The following is a 15916-nucleotide window of genomic DNA, read 5'->3' as shown; positions in this document are numbered from 1 at the left end:
CCGTGTTTTCCCACGCCTTCGCGGCGTCGCGGGCATCAGCGACACGCTGCGGGCGATCTTCGAGAGCGCGGAGGCGGATGGCGTGCCGACCCAGACGGCCGCGCTGCGCCTCGCCCAGGCGCGGCTCGCCGGTGCCCGCGCCGGTCGGCACGCGCTGGCGGCCTGAGCGATGAGCGCGACGGTCTCCCTGCTCGAGGAACTCGTCGGCTTCGACACCACGTCGAGCCGTTCGAACCTGGCGCTCGTCGGCCGCGTCGCCGACCGGCTCGACAGCCTCGGTGCCCGCATCCGGCTGAGCTATGACGACGACCGCGCCAAGGCGAACCTGCTCGCCAGCTTCGGGCCGTGTGCGCCGGGCGGCGTCGTCCTGTCGGGGCATACAGACGTCGTCCCGGTCGCCGACCAGGACTGGACCTCCGATCCGTTTCGCCTGGCCGAGCGCGACGGCAAGCTGCATGGCCGCGGCGCCGTCGATATGAAGGGCTTCGTCGCGGCCTGTCTTTCGGCGGCCGAGGGCTTTGCCGGCGCCGGTCTCGCCCGGCCGGTCCATCTCGCGCTGTCCTATGACGAGGAGGTCGGCTGCCTCGGGGTTCCCCGCCTCATCGACGACCTGCTCGCCCATGAGGAGAAGCCGGAGCTTGCGATCATCGGCGAGCCGACCGGCATGCGGATCGGCGACAGCCATCGCGGCTTCCTCGGCTTCCGCGCCCGCTTCGAGGGCAGGGCCGCGCATTCGAGCGACCCCGGCGCCGGCGCGAGCGCGATCTATCCGGCCGCCGATTTCATCGGCTTCCTGAAGAGCATCGGGCACCGCACCGGCGTGGGCGCCAGCGCGACCACGGTCAATATCGGCCGGATCGAGGGCGGAACCGCGATCAATATCGTGCCGTCCCTCTGCGAGGTGCTCTGGGAGTTCAGGCCGGTCACGGCTGGCGATGCCGCCGAGATCGAGGCACTCGCTCGCGCCTATCTCGCCCGCGCGATGCCGGACGACATCCGCCCATCGCTGCTGCGGGAGATCCATGTCCCGCCGCTCAGCGCGGACGGCGAGGCGGGGGCGCTCGCGGTCGCGGCCGCGCTCGGCGGCATCGTGCCGCCCTTCCCGATGGCCTTCGGCACGGAGGCCGGCTTCTTCCAGGCGGCGGGCATCTCCGCCGTGGTCTGCGGGCCGGGTTCGATCGCGCAGGCTCACCAGCCCGACGAATGGATCGCGCGCGCCGAGCTCGATGCCGCCGACGCCTTTCTCGCCCGCCTTACCGGCTGGGCCCGACGCCAGCACGCCTGAACGCCCGCAGCCTCGACGCCAAGGGCCTGTTTTCCAAAGAGGGGATCACCATGACAGAACTCGCCGCCACGCATGGCATGTCCGAATCCGAATCCGGAGCCGGGAAGACGGCCAGCAGGTTTTCGAGCCGACGGGCGGTGATCGCCGCCGTCGCCGGCAACACGCTGGAATGGTACGACTTCGCCGTCTACGGCTTCTTCGCGCTGACGCTCGCCAAGCTCTTCTTTCCCGCGGGCGACGCCACGGTTTCGCTTCTGCTCACCGTCGCCACCTTCGGCGTCGGCTTCGTGATGCGCCCGGTCGGGGCGCTCGTGCTCGGCACGCTCGCCGACCGGCGCGGCCGCAAGGTGGCGCTTTCGCTGACGATCCTGCTGATGGCGCTCGGCACCGCGATGATCGCTTTCGCGCCGACCTACGCAACAGCCGGCGCCTGGGCGCCGGCGATCATCGTGCTCGCGCGGCTGATCCAGGGCTTCTCCGCCGGTGGCGAGATCGGCGGCGCCACCGCCTTCCTGGTCGAGCATGCCCCGCCCGAGCGCCGCGGGCTCTATGCGAGCTGGCAGCAGGCGAGCCAGGCCGGTGCCCTGCTGCTGGGCTCCCTGACGGGCGCGCTGCTCACCGGCCTGCTCCCGCAGGCCGAGCTCGAGGCCTGGGGTTGGCGCGTGCCGTTCCTGATCGGGCTCCTGATCGCGCCGGTCGGTCTCTACATCCGCTCGCGCGTCGACGAGACCGAGGCCTTCAAGGCCATCCTGCGCGAGCGTACCGCGCGGCCTGAGACCGATTTCTCTCCTTTGCGCGACACGCTCGGCCAGCATCGGGCCGCCGTGATCACAGGCTTCGGCATCACCATCGCCTGGACGGTCTGCACCTATTTCTTCCTGGTCACCATGCCGACCTATGCGGTGCGCCAGCTCGGCGTGCCACAGAGCGCGAGCCTTCTCGCCAACAGCGTCGGGCTCGCGCTGATCGTCGTGCTGGCGCCCGTCTTCGGCGCCTGGTCCGACAAGGTGGGCCGGCGCCCGATCATGCTGGCCTCGGTGGTGGGGCTCTTCCTGCTGAGCTGGCCGATGCTCCTCTGGCTGACGGGCCAGCCCAGCGCCTTCAACCTCATGCTCGCGCAGATCGTCTTCGCCGTGCTGATCGCGGGCTTCAGCGGCCCCGCGCCGGCGGCGATGGCTGAGCTCTATCCGCCCGCCATGCGCTCGACCGGCCTGTCCATCGCCTATAATTTCGCGGTCACGCTTTTCGGCGGCTTCGCGCCCTTCATCACCACCTGGCTGATCGTGCAGACCGGGAGCGCGCTCGCACCGGCCTGGTACGTCATGCTGGCGGCAGCCTTCAGCCTGACGGCCCTGCTCATGGGCGGCAAGCTGATGCGGATGTCCGCCGGGCGCTGAGCGAGGCGGGCGGCGGCGCGGCATCCGCATCTTCGCTGGACAGGATTGCGTGCCTGCCCAGCAGGACGCCTCGGCAGCCTTACGGATGCGATCCGGCTTTGGCCGTCCGAGATCGCATGCCGTTCACCCTCACGCCACGGCGGCCGACATCGCGGCAACCGGGATGTCTGCCGGCGATTGAGCGTCAGCCAGGCGGTCGATCTGCTGCTGGACCTGGGCCATCACCTGCCGGGAGAACGGCCCGAGATGGAGATAGAGCGCGACCATCATCATCACATAGGGCAGCGCCTGGCGATTATGCGTGAGGCAATCGATCACGGTTTTCCAGAACTCGCGCCGCACGCCGCCTTTCGCCGTCGTCATGCGCCAGATCAGGCGCCATGACGATCTCATCTCCTCCCACTCCATCGACTTCGGCAGCTCCAGCTGGCGATTGGTGCAGTCGAGCATGCGGCCGACCCGCCGGACGCGCCCGAAGAAGGCGCCGGGTGCATAGACCGCCTCGAGCACCGCCCTGTAGTCGTCCAGGATGGCGCGGCGCGGGCGGCTGGTGACGAAGTTGAGCCCGGCGGTGCACTGATCGCCCAGCCCTTGCGTATGGTCGGCGTCGTCGGGAATGGACAGGCGGCCTTCGCGATCGAGACGCCGCGTCAATTGGGTGTTGGGCAGCGCATAGAGCAGGCCGACCATGCAGACAGGGATCGCGGTATCCTCGATGCAGTCGATCATGCCGCGCGCGACGCTGCCCTTCTCGCTGTCGAAGCCGAGGATGAAGCCGGCATTCACGAAAAGCCCGGCCTTGTAGATGCGATGGACGCTCTCCTGGAGGCTGCGGCGGGTGTTCTGCTTCTTCTGCATCGAGACCAGCGTGTCGGTATCCGGGCTTTCGATGCCGACAAAGATCGTGAAGAAGTTGGCCTCGCTCATGGACTGCATCAGAGCGGCGTCGTCGGCGAGATTGATCGATGCCTCGGTCGAGAACTCGAAAGGAAAGTTCCTGTCCCTGATCCATTGCGTCAGGGCGGGCAGGAATTGCTTCAACGCCTTCTTGTTGCCGATCAGGTTGTCGTCGACGAAATCGACATGGCCGCGATATCCGAGCGCGTGGAGGGTATCCAGCTCGGCCAGGATCTGCGCGTTCGTCTTCGTGCGCGGCACGCGGCCATAGAGCTCGATGATGTCGCAGAATTCGCAATTGAACGGGCAGCCGCGTGAGAACTGCACGCCGACATGCAGGTAATGCGCGAATTTCAGGAGGTCGAAGCGCGGTGTCGGGCTCCTGGTGACGTCGGTCTTGCCCATCTCGGAGCGGAAGTCCCCGCTTCTCGCCCCCGCGTTCCAGGCATCGACGAAGCCAGCCATGATCTCCTCGGCCTCGCCCAGCACCCGAAAATCGGCGGCCTCGTAGATCTCGGGCGTCGATGTCGCATCGGGACCGCCGACCACGACCGGCTTTCCTCGGGAGCGGCACTGCGCGATGACGGCCAGCGTTCCGTCCTGCTGCGGCAGCATGCCCCCGGTCATGACGAGATCCGCCCAGGCGAAGTCCCGTTCGTCGAGCTCCTCCGCATTCAGGTCGAGGAGCCGGATCTCCCATGTCGCGGGAAGCAGCGCCGCAACGGTGATCAATCCGAGTGGCGCGGCGGGGTGGCGCGCTCCGGCCAGTTCGCAGGTCGCCTTGTAGTTCCAGAAGGATCCCGGGTTGAACCGCGGATAGATCATCAGCACCCGGCAGCGGTCGATCGACATCTCATCTTCCTTGTTCGCGCTTGGTGAGCCGGGGAGGAAGCGGGAGCGGCAAGATCGCGGCGGCCATTCGGGGCACGATCCAGAATGGCTCCGGGCAGTTCCCACCCATAGCACCATTGCTCCAACCGTTCGAGGACGGATAAGCGAGGGTCGGTCGCCCTTATCCGGAGAGAGCAAGGCCGGTGCCGCGGCGTGGCGCGCGCAATTCGCCTTTCACATCAAAGCGCTGCCCATTCTCGGATGGTTGCGGGGCCACCGGGACAGCTCCAGAAACTGCCGCAAGCGACAAAGCTTGGAGGCGGCAGCGGCTCAGGCACATGTTCGCGCCCTCCGCGCCTGAGGAGCTTGAGATACGGCAGCGACGACGCTCCGATCGATCGTGATCGACACCTCCTGAAACGGCGATAAGATCGCAGGGCATGGTCCTGTTCGAGTCGATCCTCGCCATCATGTTCGGGGCTGTCCTTCTCGCAGCGGGGTCGCGGCGGGCCGGTATCCCCTACCCGGTCGTGCTCGCCATCGGCGGGACGGCGCTCGCCTTCATTCCCAATGCGCCGCGCATCACGCTGGATCCGGAGCTCGTGCTCGCCCTGTTCGTCGCGCCGATCCTGCTCGATGCGGCCTTCGACAGCTCGCCGCGCGATCTGCGCCGGAACTGGCTGCCGGTGACCAGCCTGGTGTTCATCGCCGTCGGCGTCACGACCGCTGCCGTCGCCCTGGTGGCGCGGTGGTTCGTGCCCGAACTGCCCTGGGGGGCTGCGATCGCGCTGGGAGCGATCGTCGCGCCGCCGGACGCCGTCGCGGCGACGGCGATCCTGCGCAGGGTGCGGCCGCCCCATCGCATCGTCGTGATCCTCGAGGGCGAGAGCCTGCTGAACGATGCGACCGCGCTGCTGATCTACCGCCTGGCGCTGGGAGCCGTCGCAGCCGGCAGCTTCAGCTTGACGAGCGCCTTGCCGGCCTTCGCCCTCGTCACGGTGGGCAGCATCATTCTCGGCGCGCTGCTGGGCTGGGTTTCGGTGCGGCTGCTCGCGCTGTTCGGCGACCCGCCAAGCGCCATCATCCTGCAGTTCATCTCGACCTTCGGCGTCTGGATCCTGGCGGAGCGGCTGCATCTGTCCGGGATCATCACCATCGTCGTCTATGGCATCGTTCTCGCGCGAACAGCACCGGCCCGGACGAGCGCGCGGCTGCGCATCCCCTCCTATGCCGTGTGGGAGACCACGGTCTTCGTGCTCCAGGTCCTTGCCTTCGTGCTGGTCGGCTTGCAGTTGAGGCCGATCCTCGAGGGTTTCGACGCCGCGCAGCGCGTCGAAAATGCCTGGATCGCGTTCGCGGTTCTCGCAACCGTCATCGTGGTCAGGCTGACATGGGTGGCGACCTACAGGACGCTCGCCCTCATGCGTCCGGGCCGAACCTCCGGCGCGAGCGACAAGGCGGCCTCGCTCCGGAACATCAAGGGCAGCGCCGTCGTCGCCTGGAGCGGCATGCGCGGCATCGTCACGCTCGCCGCCGCCTACGCCCTTCCCGCCGGTTTCCCCCATCGGGACATGATCCTGCTCTGCGCCTTCACCGTCGTGGTCGGTACGCTGCTGATCCAGGGGCTGACGCTTGCGCCGCTGCTGCGCTATCTCGCCATCAGCGACGATCACCCGGTCGACCGTGAGTTCGCCCTGGCGCGGAAGGCGGCGCTTGAGGCGGCGATCGAATCGCTCGAAGGCGCGCTTCCGGCGGCTGCGGCGCCGATCCGGCAGGAGTATCGCGACATGCTGGAGCAGACCGGGCGGACCGCGCAGCTCGACACCGACCATAACGCCCTGCGGCGGACGGCGCTCGCGGTTGCGCGCAAGACGGCATTCGATCTGCGGCAGCGCGGCACCATCGGCGACGACGCCTTCCACCGACTCGAGGAGGAGCTCGACTGGCTGGAGCTCGGCGCTTCCCCGCGGGAGGGCACTGCATGAAGCCGCTCGATGTCGCGATCGTCGGGGCCGGAGCGGCCGGCGTGGCCGCAGGCCGGCATCTCGCCGCGTCCGGGCTTGCCGTGCTTCTGATCGAGGCGACCGACAGGATCGGCGGGCGGGCGCATACCGCTTTCGGCGACGGCCTGCATTTCGACCTCGGCTGCGGCTGGCTTCATTCGGCGGATCGAAACCCCTGGGCCGCGCTGGCACCGGAGCTCGGCTTCCAGCTCGACCGAACCACGCCGCCATGGGGCGTCCAGTTTCGCGATCTCGGCTTTCCCGCGGCCGACCAGCACGCCGCGCGCGCGGCCTTCGCCCGTTTCGAGCAGCGCCTGCGTGAGGCGCCGCCCGGCAGCGATCGCGCCTCGGATCGTCTCGATGCCCGCGACCGCTGGACGCCCTATCTCGAGGCGCTGAGCACCTACATCAACGGCACGGAGCTGGAGCAGCTTTCGATCCGCGACTATCTCGCCTATGCCGATGCCGACAGCGGCGTGAACTGGCGCGTGAGCGAGGGCTATGGCCGCCTCATTGCCGCCGCGGCGAAGGACGTTCCGGTCGCGTTGGGCACGCCGGTCTCGGGCATCGACGCATCGGGACGCGCGTTGAGGCTGACCACCGCCAGAGGCGAGATCGAGGCGGCGCGCGTCATCGTCACCGTCCCGACCGACGTGCTTGCCTCCGGCGGGATACGTCTGCCGCCGCGGGCTTCGGATCACATCGATGCCGCCAGTGCGCTGCCTCTCGGCCTGGCCGACAAGATCATCTTCAAATTGTCCGATTGCGACGGATTCGAACCGGACACGCAGGTCCTGGGCAATCCGTATGTGGCGCGAACGGCAAGTTACCACCTGAGGCCGTTCGGCCGGCCGCTGATCGAAGGCTTCGTCGGCGGCGCGGCTGCACGCGAGCTCGAAGCCGATGGCGGCGCTTTCGCCGCTTTCGCGCTCGATGAGCTGGCCGGGCTTTTCGGCTCGGGGATCCGGAGCCGGCTGAAGCCGATCGCGCAATCGCGCTGGGGCCGCCAGCCTTTTGCGCGAGGCTCCTACAGCCACGCCTTGCCAGGCCATGCCGAAGCCCGGGCCATTCTCGCCGGGGATGTCGATGGCAGGCTCTTCTTTGCCGGCGAGGCCTGCTCGACGCAGGATTTCTCGACCGCGCATGGCGCCTTTCAAACCGGCCTTGCTGCCGCACGAGCCGTTCTGGCAACGCGGAAGGCTCGTTTGCAGGTCTAGAGACCTGAGGAGCGTTGTCGCGGGTGTCATGCGCTTCGGCCTCACCCCGCCCGGACTTCGTCACGCGCGCGGCGTGGAGCTGGCGATGGCCGGCGCGCACGATGCCGAGGTCATGGCCCCATCGAGCATGCCACCGACAAGGAGGCCAAAATCTATCGCCGGCAGGCAGAGCGCCGCAGCCTCACAGGCAATGGACGAGCGAAGATCGACAACGTCATCGACCTGCGCGCCAAGCGCCGATCCCAGAACCAAGGGGGAGTTTGTGTTTGTAAGCGGCCCTGTAACCGGGCTGCAAACGGGGCTCTCGAAAGAGAGCTAAGTAATGGCGCGCCCGAAAGGATTCGAACCTCTGACCCTCAGATTCGTAGTCTGATGCTCTATCCAGCTGAGCTACGGGCGCGTATCAGTGCGTCAAGACGCTTGCGCGTCTGGCCTGATGCGGCGGATGTAGCCGCTCGCTTTCGTCTTGGCAACCCAGAAAATGACGGTGCCTCGCAAAGGGGCTCGGCTGTGGACAGCGCTGGGCGTCACCCGGCTGGACAAGCGGGCCGAAGACGCCGAGGAGGCGTCCTACAATGCCGCGGCGAGCCAAGCCCGGTGACCGGAAAGCAGATCGCCGGATCGGGTTCGATGCCGCCGAGCCATCAGCCGACGGGCGAGCCGATGGCGAGTTTCGGGCGCGGTTCGCGCTTGGGCCGGGCAGGGGGGCGGCCCTTCGGGAGCTTCTCCGCGATCCCGTACAGCCGCTCGCGGCGCTCGAGTTCGCCCCAGATCTCGTTCGGCTCGATGCCCATGGCCGCCCAGAGGGCGACGAGATTGTAGATCAGGTCGGCGCTTTCCAGGATCGTCTCGCGACGCTGGCCCTGAAGTGCGGCGATGCCGGTCTCGACCGCCTCCTCCGCCACCTTCTTCGCCATCTTGGCCATGCCGCCGGCGAAGAGCTTGGCCGTGCGCGAGCGGCTGGGGTCGCCTCCGCGGGTCCGCCTGATGGCAGCGTGAAGTCTCTGGACCGAATCACTCATCATCCGACCCTCAAGCGGCCAAATGTGAGTTTGATGACAGCGGCGGGCGAGGGCTTGCCGGGGAGGGATTGCGGGTATATACCCCGGAAATGCCTTCCCGCTGCTATTGCACCGTCCTGAGAACCGTGACCCGTCGGGTGGCCGGGGTCTATGATCGCGCGCTCGCGCCGCTCGGCATCAATATCGCCCAGTACAGCCTGATGCGGAACATCGAGCGGAACGCCCCGCTGACATTGACGCAGCTCGCCCGCCTGACCGAGCTCGACCGTTCGACCATCGGGCGCAATGTCCGCGTGCTGCAGCGCATGGGGCTGGTGGAACTCGGCCGTGGCGACGACCAGCGCGAGGCCATGGTCGAGCTGAGCGAACGCGGCCAAGCGCTCCTGAACGAGGCCGGGCCGCTCTGGGACGGCATTCAGAGCCAGATGGAGCAGGAGCTCGGCCCCACCACCTTGGCGCTGCTGGAAGCCGTCGCGGCGAACTGACGAAGCCTTTGTTTCGGACATAATGCGGGCATATGCCCTTAATGGAGATCACGATGGATCAGATCGTTCATCCGCCGTCCGGCCTTGCCGGCGCGCTGGGGCGCCGAGGCATTCACTATGGCTGGGTGGTCGCCGCCGTGACCTTCCTGACCATGCTGGTCACGGCCGGCGCGGTCGGCGCGCCGGGCGTTCTGATCGGTCCGCTGGAGCGGGAATTCGGCTGGGCGACGGCGGATATCTCCTCGGCGCTGGCGGTGCGGCTCGTGCTGTTTGGCCTGATGGGCCCCTTCGCGGCGGCCTTCATGAACCGGTTCGGGGTCCGGCGGGTCGCGAGCACCGCGCTCGTGCTGATCGCCAGCGGCATTCTCGGCTCCTTCGCGATGACCAAGATCTGGCATCTCGTGCTGCTCTGGGGCGTCGTTGTCGGATTGGGCACGGGGCTGACCGCGATGGTGCTGGGCGCGACGGTGGCGACGCGCTGGTTCCAGCACAGGCGGGGGCTGGTGATCGGCCTGCTGACGGCGAGCACCGCGACCGGGCAGCTCGTCTTCCTGCCGCTGCTGGCCGGGCTGGCGGACAGTGTCGGCTGGCGCGGCGCGCTCGTCTTCGTGCTCGGGATGCTGCTGTTTGCGGCCTTGATGGTGCTGCTGCTGATGCGGGACCGGCCGTCCGATCTGGGCCTCGCGCCTTATGGTGGCGACCGGATCGTGCCGGCGCCGGCGCAGCCCGCCGGTTTCGGGGCGATGCTGATGTCGCCGTTGCTGGCGCTGCGCGAGGCGGCCGGGACGGGCGCCTTCTGGCTGCTCTTCGGCACCTTCTTCGTCTGCGGGGCGAGCACCAACGGCCTCGTCCAGACGCATTTCGTCTCGCTCTGCGGCGATTTCGGCATGGCGGCGGTGACGGCGGCGAGCGTGCTGGCGATGATCGGCGTCTTCGACTTCATCGGCACGGTCGGCTCGGGCTGGCTGTCCGACCGCTATGACAGCCGCTGGCTGCTGTTCTGGTATTATGGCCTGCGCGGGCTGTCGCTGCTCTACCTGCCCTTCACCGATTTTTCGTTCTACGGCTTGTCGCTCTTTGCCGTGTTCTACGGGCTCGACTGGGTCGCGACCGTGCCGCCGACGGTGAAGATCACCGCCGACCGCTTCGGCGAGCGGGCCAATCTGGTCTTCGGCTGGATCTTCGCGGGCCACCAGCTCGGCGCCGCCTTCGCAGCCTATGGGGCGGGCTTCAGCCGCACGGCCTATGACAGCTACCTGCCGGCCTTCTTCATCGCCGGGGCGCTGTGCCTGATCGCTGCCGGCATGGCGGTCTGCCTCAAGGGCGGCAGCCTGCCGCTGCGGGCCCGGCAGGCCGCCGCAGCCTAGGAAATGCGGGTGGCCGAGCCTTGCGTCGCAGGCTCGGCCCTTCGCTCAGCGGGTGGCGCGGCGCGTGGCGCGCGCGACGGACGGCCCGGTGACGGCTCCGGCTGCACCGCCGACGACGGCGCCGACCGGTCCGGCCACGACGGCGCCCGTGCCGGCGCCGACAGCGGCGCCGCCGATGCGCTGCTCCACGGTGTTGCCGCAGGCGGCGAGCATGAGGGCGGCGGCGAGGGCGGAAGCGAGAAGGGGCAGGCGCATGGGCCGGGTCTCCGGTGAAGGCGAGGATGGGAACGCTGTCTTGTCGCCAAGGTTCCCGAGGATGGAAAGCGGATTTCCTGCCGGAGCGGTGGCGATCGCACTTGCGATCCACGGAAAAATCCGTATACAGCCGACATCGCAACAGTCGCACCGTTGTCATGGGCGATGAGGGCCGCGAGGCTCGCTTCGCAGACTGTGAGTTTTTTGACCGGCGCGCTCGCGAGGGCGGGCCGATGGAGTTGGTACAATGAAGATCCGCAATTCGCTGAAGTCGCTGCGTGCGCGCCATCGCGACAACCAGCTGGTGCGCCGCAAGGGCCGCGTCTACATCATCAACAAGGTCCAGAAGCGCTTCAAGGCGCGTCAGGGCTGAGCTTCCACGCAGCCTGCAAGGCCGCGCGGCGGAGCCAGGACTTTGCGAAGCGGGACGCCGATGGCGTGCCGCTTTTTTGCGTTGCCTCGCGCAGGCGCCGTCCCGCCTCGCCGGTGCGTGATTTGACGTCCCGGACAGGGCGACTAAATTCTCCCTCATGAGCGCATCTCGCATCGGCACCGCCCTTCTGGCGCTGGCCCTGACATCGGCAGGCGCCATGGCGCAGGCCGTTCCGCCGCAGCGGCCGGGCTCGGTCGCGCCCTCCGACAAGATGGAAAACCCGGCCGCGCCGGAGGCTCCCGCGCCGCGCACGCCGGCGGCGACGCTCGACCGGCTGTTCCAGCGCCTGCATGACGCGAAAACGCCGGAAGAGGCGCAGGGCGTCGCCAACCTGATCCAGCGACGCTGGGCGCGCTCGGGCTCCGACACGGCGGACCTGCTGATGACGCGGGCGCAGGAGGCGCTCAAGGCCAAGCAGACGGATCTGGCGATCGAATTGCTCGACCGGGTCATCAGCCTGCAGCCGGACTGGGCCGAGGCCTGGAACCAGCGCGCCAACGCGCTCTACATCGCCGGCGACCCGATCCGCTCGCTGTTCGACATCGGCGAGACGCTGAAGCGCGAGCCGCGCCATTACGGCGCGATGATGGGGCTCGGCCTCATCCTGCGCCAGCAGGGCGACGACAAGGCGGCCATGGTCGCCTTCCGCCGGGCGCTGGATGTCTATCCGGAATTCGAGACGGTGAAGAAGGCCGTCGAGTCGCTCAAATTCGAGGTCGACGGGCGCGATACCTGAGCGCCCGGAAACCTCCCGTCATGCTCGGGCTTGACCCGAGCATCTCTCGCCGAAGTGGATTTCAGCGCTTTGTCGTCCCGAGATTCTCGGGTCTGCGCTTCGCTTCGCCCGAGAATGACGCTGAGCGATGGCCGGCTCACGCCTTCGCGACATGCTCCTGCGCGACGAAGGCGATGCGGACCATGTTGGTCGCGCCCGGCGTGCCGAAGGGAACGCCGGCGACGACGATCACCCGGTCGCCGATCTTGGCGTAATGCTCGCGCACTGCGAATTTGCAGGCGCGGAAGGCCATGTCGTCCGCGTCGCTTGCGTCCTTGGTGACGATGGCGTGGACGCCCCAGACCAAGGTGAGGCGTCGCGCCGTGGCGCGGTTCGGCGTCAGGGCGATCACGGTCGAATTGGGGCGTTCGCGCGCAATGCGGAAGGCGGTGGAGCCGGACGAGGTCCAGGCGCAGATCGCCTTGAGGTTCAGCGTCTCGGCGATCTCGTGGGAAGCCTTGGCGATGGCGTCGGCGCCGGTGGCCTCCGGCTCGTTGCGCTGCGAATCGAGGATCGAGCGGTAGACCGCGTCGTTTTCGACCTCCTCGGCGATGCGGTTCATCATCGTCACCGCCTCGACCGGATACTGGCCGGCGGCGCTCTCGGCCGAGAGCATCACCGCGTCGGCGCCCTCGAAGACCGCGGTCGCGACGTCGGAGACCTCGGCGCGGGTCGGCACCGGGCTCGTGATCATGCTTTCGAGCATCTGGGTCGCGACCACGACCGGCTTGCCCTTGAGCCGGGCCATGCGGGTCAGCCGCTTCTGCGTGCCCGGCACCTTCTCCAGCGGCATCTCGACGCCGAGATCGCCACGCGCGACCATGATCGCGTCGGAGGCGTCGATGATCTCCTCCATCCGCGCGACGGCTTGCGGCTTCTCGATCTTGGCGAGCGCCAGCGCCCGGCCGCGCACGATCTTGCGCAGCTCCGCCATGTCCTCCGGCCGCTGCACGAAGGAGAGTGCGATCCAGTCGACACCGACCTCGGCCGCGACCTCGGCGTCGGAGCGGTCCTTCTCCGTCAGCGCCGAAACCGGAATGACCGTGTCGGGCAGGCTGACGCCCTTGCGCGAGGAGAGCCGGCCGCCGATCAGCACCTTCGTCACGGCCTGCTCGGGCGTCGCCTGCTCGACGATGAGGCGCAGCTTGCCGTCGTCGAGAATGAGATGGTGCCCCGGCTCGAGCGCGCTCAGGATTTCCGGATGGGGCAGGTAGACGCGGTTCACGTCGCCCGGAGCGGGGTCGGAATCGAGGATGAAGCGCGCGCCCTTCTCGAGCATGGCGCCGCCATCGCCGCCGAAGGAGCCGACGCGCAGCTTCGGCCCCTGCAGATCGGCGAGAATGCCGACCGGCCGGCGGAACTTCGCCTCCAGCCCGCGCAGCATCGCGACCTTGTCATGGAGCGTCTCGCGCTGGGTGTGGCTCATATTGATGCGGAAGACGTCGACGCCGGCCTCGAACAGCTTGGCGCACATCTCCTCGGTCGCGGAGGCGGGGCCCAGCGTGGCAATGATCTTGATCCGGCGTTCGCGCTTCATCGTCTTCCCCCGCGGCCGGCTCCAAGCCCGCCGCCATCTCTGTCGTTTCGTGCGGCCTGGTCCCGTTCGGCCCGGCCTCAGGGCCGGGGTGGGGCCCCGCCGGCGGTGTCGGTGAGCTGGATGGTCCAGCTCTTCTGCTCGCCCGTATCGACCTCGAAGAAACCGGCGCGATCATAGCCGCGCGCCAGGCAGTCCTCGATGCCGCGAATCGTGAATTCCTTGTTGCGCACGCACATGACGGATTTGCCCGTCCATTCGCCGCCCTTGTCGTAATCGACGGCGTGCACATAGTAATAACGCGCGGCCAGCGTGCCGCGCAGCAGCGTCTCGCAGCCGCGCGGGCTGATGTTCCACCAGCCCTCGGTCGTCCAGCCCTGCGCGTCGCGATAGCCGATGGCGACGCCGATGCGGCTCGTGGTGGTGTTGCACATGCGCAGATCGGCCTTGGCCGGCAGCGCGCCCAGGAGCAGGAAGGCGGCGCCGACGGCCCATGCAAAGGCGGCCGTTCGAGGATGTCCGGGCATTCTCACGGTTCGATCAGGATCACGCGGCAGTCATTGACGTTCGTCAGGGTCGGTCCCGGCTGCAGCAAATCGCCGAGCGCTTCGAAGAAGCCGGTCGAATCGTTGTCGGCGAGGGATCGGGCAGGATCAAGGCCGATCGCGGCCGCGCGCGTCAATGTCTGGGGATCGATGACGGCGCCGGCCGGGTCGGTCGCCTCGCCGCCGCCGCCATCGGTGCCATCCGTATCGCCGGCGAGCGCGACGATGCCCGCCTCTCCGCCAAGCGCGATGGCGAGCGCCAGCGCATATTCCTGGCTTGGGCCGCCGCGGCCGGAGCCGCGCAAGGTCACGGTCAATTCGCCGCCGGAGAGGATCGCGGCGCGCCGGCCCTCGGCCTTCAGGCGCCTGGCCATGTCGGCATGGGCGGCGGCGACCTCGCGGGCCTCGCCCTCCAGATCCGCGCCGAGATCGATCACCTCATAGCCGGCCGCCTCGGCGGCGGCGCGAGCGGCGGCGAGCGCATCGGCCGGGCGGGCGATGATGCGGAACGTGCTGTTGGCGAAGGCGGGGTGGCCGGGCTTCGGCGTCTCATTGGCGTCGTCGTCGATGAGGGCGCGGGCGGCCGGCGGCAGATCGAGCCCGTAGCGGGCGACGATGGCGCGGGCGTCCGCCATCGTGCTCGGATCGGGCACGGTCGGGCCCGAGGCGATGGCGGCGGGATCGTCGCCGGGAACGTCGGAGATCGCGAGGGTCAGGAGCCGGGCCGGCGCGGCAGCGAGCGCGAGCCGGCCGCCCTTGATGCGCGAGAGCCGCTTGCGGACGATGTTCATCTCGCCGATCGGCGCGCCGGAGCGCAGCAGCGCCTTGGTCACGGCCCGCTTCTCGGCGAGCGTCAGCTGGCCGGCGGGCGCGACCCAATTGGCCGAGCCGCCGCCGGAAAGCAGGACGAGCACGAGGTCGTCGGCTGTCGCGGAGGCTGCGAGTTCGAGCGCGCGGCCGGCGCTGGCGACGCTGCCTTCGTCCGGCACCGGATGGCCGGCGGCCACCATCGGGATCAGCCGGGTCGGCGCGGTATAGCCGTGGCGGGCGACGGCGTGGCCGGTGAGACGCTCGGGCGGCAGGCCGCCCTCGAGGTAATGCGCCTCCGCCAGCGCCGTCATGCTGCCGGCGGCCTTGCCGGCGGCGAGCAGGATCAGGCGGCCCCGTTCCGGGGCGGGCGGCAGATGCTGCGGCAGGCAGCCCGAAGGATGCGCGCGCGCCACGGCGGCATCGTAGATCGTCCGCGCGGTCAGGCGCAGTTCGCTGATGTCGATCGATGATGGCCGCACGCCGCGCCTCGCCCCCGCGCCGCCCGTCGAGGGCGGTTGTTTATGGCCGAGTCTTAGGCCGGGCGCGCGCGCGCGTCATCTGCCTTTTGATGATGTAATCATACTTTTGAAGCTGCCGCGGCATCGGATCTGTTGAAGGACGCGCCGCTGCGAAGCGTTGCGGCTTGACGCCCGGACCCGTTCCGGGCGAACGCTGCCGGCCGAATTTTACGATCCCGGAAGGATATGACATGGACGATCCGGTTCAGGGCGATCAGCTCAAGAGCATCGTCGAGCGCATCGAGCGGCTCGAGGAAGAGAAGAAGACGATCGCCGACGACATCAAGGAGGTCTATGCCGAGGCCAAGGGCAACGGCTACGACGTCAAGGTGCTGCGCAAGGTCGTCGCGCTGCGCAAGCGCGACCTCGAGGAGCGCAAGGAGGAAGAGGCGATCCTCGACCTCTATCTCCAGGCGGTCGGCGAGACGGTCTGAGCCTCGACAGAGAATACTGAAACGCCGCTCGAGAGATCCCGAGCGGCGTTTGCTTTTCAAGCGGTTCGTTCAGGCGACGAAACGCAGCCCGGTCCGTCCGGCGCTGCC

The 15916-nt window shown here is 68.6% G+C and carries 15 protein-coding genes and 1 tRNA gene; 9 read left to right on the top strand and 7 right to left on the bottom strand.

What is annotated here, in order from left to right; translation table 11 throughout:
- The first annotated feature begins 169 nt into the window (after window positions 1-169).
- Window positions 170-1285, top strand: coding sequence for an acetylornithine deacetylase (argE, locus tag IED13_RS09900; protein ID WP_191124081.1), 1116 nt, complete (start codon window positions 170-172; stop codon window positions 1283-1285).
- 50 nt (window positions 1286-1335) lie between these two features.
- The gene (locus IED13_RS09895; RefSeq protein WP_191124080.1) at window positions 1336-2682 is read left to right on the top strand and encodes an MFS transporter; all 1347 of its coding nucleotides are present in this window, start codon (window positions 1336-1338) and stop codon (window positions 2680-2682) included.
- Between the two features lie 129 nt (window positions 2683-2811).
- Here the strand turns inward: IED13_RS09895 and IED13_RS09890 are convergent, their stop codons facing one another.
- Complete coding sequence (locus tag IED13_RS09890; RefSeq protein WP_191124079.1) at window positions 2812-4431, bottom strand: B12-binding domain-containing radical SAM protein; 1620 nt, start codon at window positions 4429-4431, stop codon at window positions 2812-2814.
- A gap of 419 nt (window positions 4432-4850) precedes the next feature.
- Between IED13_RS09890 and IED13_RS09885 the strand changes: the two genes are divergently transcribed.
- Complete coding sequence (locus IED13_RS09885; RefSeq protein WP_191124078.1) at window positions 4851-6395, top strand: cation:proton antiporter; 1545 nt, start codon at window positions 4851-4853, stop codon at window positions 6393-6395.
- Window positions 6392-7630 (top strand): flavin monoamine oxidase family protein, encoded by a 1239-nt coding sequence (locus IED13_RS09880; RefSeq protein ID WP_191124077.1) that lies wholly within the window; start codon window positions 6392-6394, stop codon window positions 7628-7630. The genes IED13_RS09885 and IED13_RS09880 overlap by 4 nt, the downstream gene beginning before the upstream one ends.
- A gap of 323 nt (window positions 7631-7953) precedes the next feature.
- On the opposite strand, the gene IED13_RS09875 is transcribed toward IED13_RS09880, so the two are convergent.
- Window positions 7954-8030, bottom strand: a tRNA-Arg gene (locus IED13_RS09875).
- Window positions 8031-8274: 244 nt separating this feature from the next.
- Window positions 8275-8652: a phosphoribosyl-ATP diphosphatase gene (gene hisE, locus IED13_RS09870; protein WP_191124076.1), complete on the bottom strand. Its 378-nt coding sequence runs from the start codon at window positions 8650-8652 to the stop codon at window positions 8275-8277.
- 89 nt (window positions 8653-8741) lie between these two features.
- Between hisE and IED13_RS09865 the strand changes: the two genes are divergently transcribed.
- On the top strand, window positions 8742-9137 hold the full coding sequence (locus IED13_RS09865) for a MarR family winged helix-turn-helix transcriptional regulator (RefSeq protein WP_191124075.1): 396 nt from the start codon (window positions 8742-8744) through the stop codon (window positions 9135-9137).
- A gap of 53 nt (window positions 9138-9190) precedes the next feature.
- Window positions 9191-10504 carry an MFS transporter gene (locus IED13_RS09860; protein ID WP_191124074.1) on the top strand — a complete coding sequence of 438 codons (1314 nt, stop codon included), beginning with the start codon at window positions 9191-9193 and terminating at the stop codon, window positions 10502-10504.
- 45 nt (window positions 10505-10549) lie between these two features.
- On the opposite strand, the gene IED13_RS09855 is transcribed toward IED13_RS09860, so the two are convergent.
- Complete coding sequence (locus IED13_RS09855; protein ID WP_142023042.1) at window positions 10550-10759, bottom strand: hypothetical protein; 210 nt, start codon at window positions 10757-10759, stop codon at window positions 10550-10552.
- Between the two features lie 247 nt (window positions 10760-11006).
- On the opposite strand from IED13_RS09855, the gene ykgO reads away from it, so the two are divergent.
- Together ykgO and IED13_RS29090 are read left to right on the top strand one after the other, a co-directional pair.
- Window positions 11007-11132 carry a type B 50S ribosomal protein L36 gene (ykgO, locus tag IED13_RS09850; RefSeq protein ID WP_038363015.1) on the top strand — a complete coding sequence of 42 codons (126 nt, stop codon included), beginning with the start codon at window positions 11007-11009 and terminating at the stop codon, window positions 11130-11132.
- A 157-nt stretch (window positions 11133-11289) separates the two neighbouring features.
- Window positions 11290-11928, top strand: a complete 639-nt coding sequence (locus IED13_RS29090; protein ID WP_112764903.1) for a tetratricopeptide repeat protein — start codon at window positions 11290-11292, stop codon at window positions 11926-11928.
- 136 nt (window positions 11929-12064) lie between these two features.
- On the opposite strand, the gene pyk is transcribed toward IED13_RS29090, so the two are convergent.
- The 3 genes from pyk to IED13_RS09830 form a co-directional block, all read right to left on the bottom strand.
- On the bottom strand, window positions 12065-13504 hold the full coding sequence (pyk, locus tag IED13_RS09840) for a pyruvate kinase (RefSeq protein ID WP_038363019.1): 1440 nt from the start codon (window positions 13502-13504) through the stop codon (window positions 12065-12067).
- Window positions 13505-13581: 77 nt separating this feature from the next.
- A complete protein-coding gene (locus IED13_RS09835; protein ID WP_191124073.1) occupies window positions 13582-14028 on the bottom strand; it encodes a DUF1036 domain-containing protein in 447 nt (148 codons plus the stop codon).
- Window positions 14029-14030: 2 nt separating this feature from the next.
- Window positions 14031-15335 carry a glycerate kinase type-2 family protein gene (locus IED13_RS09830; RefSeq protein WP_191124072.1) on the bottom strand — a complete coding sequence of 435 codons (1305 nt, stop codon included), beginning with the start codon at window positions 15333-15335 and terminating at the stop codon, window positions 14031-14033.
- Window positions 15336-15565: 230 nt separating this feature from the next.
- Between IED13_RS09830 and IED13_RS09825 the strand changes: the two genes are divergently transcribed.
- Window positions 15566-15808 (top strand): DUF2312 domain-containing protein, encoded by a 243-nt coding sequence (locus tag IED13_RS09825; RefSeq protein ID WP_038363023.1) that lies wholly within the window; start codon window positions 15566-15568, stop codon window positions 15806-15808.
- Window positions 15809-15916: the final 108 nt, after the last annotated feature.

This window comes from Allobosea spartocytisi (genome assembly GCF_014764685.1).
In the GTDB taxonomy this organism is placed as follows: Bacteria; Pseudomonadota; Alphaproteobacteria; order Rhizobiales; family Beijerinckiaceae; genus Allobosea; species Allobosea spartocytisi.
Note: the sequence above shows the minus strand (reverse complement) of the source record. Positions and strands in the feature narration are given on the sequence as shown.